The following is a 1083-nucleotide window of genomic DNA, read 5'->3' on the forward strand; positions in this document are numbered from 1 at the left end:
AAGTGCTTGGTCTTAAGTTTCCGTGTATCATCGATGCTAGGATTTCTGACACGGATGACCCCATGGCAAGGCGCTTCGTTGCTCCTCTCACTGACTCTGAACAGCAAACGCTGACCTCGGCCTATCACCATGGTGAGAAGCGCGCCTTACGGCGGCGTGCACATGCCATCCTGCTCAGTGATAAAGGCCATACGATCAATCAAATCACTGAAATACTGCAGGTTCGCCGTGATGCTGTGTCTCGATGGCTTAAGCAGTGGGAAGCATCAGGACTCGATGGGCTCATCGATAAACCGCGCAGTGGGCGAGCGCCGGTCTTGGATGCGAATGACCACCAGCGATTGCAGGAACTGGTTGCCGAACAGCCCCATCAAATTCGGTCCTTGCAGGCCCGCTTTCAAGAAGAGACCGGCAAGACGGTCAGCACGGTGACTCTTCGCCGGGCGTTGAAAAAAAAATGACTTCAGCTTCAAGCGGATTCGGCACTCACTCAAGGCGCGGCGTGACGAAACGGATTTTCGCAATACTCAGGGCCTTCTCAAGGCGCTTCATCAGCGAGAAGACCAGGGCGAGCATGAGCTCTATTACTTTGATGAATCAGGCTTTTCACAATCATCATCGGTGCATATGCATGGAGCCCTGTCGGTAAACCTTGCGAGGTAACCGCCTACTCTCGCAGCCGGAGGTTGAATGTACTGGGGTTCCTCAGCCGAGCAGGCAAGTTGGTCTATCACTCTGTGACCGACTCCGTGACTACCGAGACGGTCATCGATGCATTCGACCAGTTTGCCGATCAGAAAGACCCTGATACCTTCGCTGTCGTGGTGCTGGACAATGCCAGCATGCATCACTCCAAGGCGTTCAGGCGGAAGATAGTTGAGTGGATGTCGCGGCGTGTGTACTTGATCTACCTATCGGCGTACTCGCCGGAGCTGAATCTGATTGAGATTCTGTGGCGACAGATGAAGTATGCATGGCTGCCACTGAGTGCATATCTGTCATTTGAGCACCTGTGCGATGAGGTGCACCGGCTGCTCGACGGTTATGGCGCTGAGCGCACGATTAATTTTGAATAGGCACTTA

The 1083-nt window shown here is 53.6% G+C and carries 1 pseudogene; it reads left to right on the forward strand.

From position 1 onward, the window contains the following. Window positions 1-62 precede the first annotated feature (62 nt). Window positions 63-1076 (forward strand): annotated as a pseudogene (locus BF12_RS21860) (IS630 family transposase). Window positions 1077-1083: the final 7 nt, after the last annotated feature.

Origin of the sequence: Cobetia crustatorum (assembly GCF_000591415.1) — a bacterium.
Lineage (GTDB): Bacteria > Pseudomonadota > Gammaproteobacteria > Pseudomonadales > Halomonadaceae > Cobetia > Cobetia crustatorum.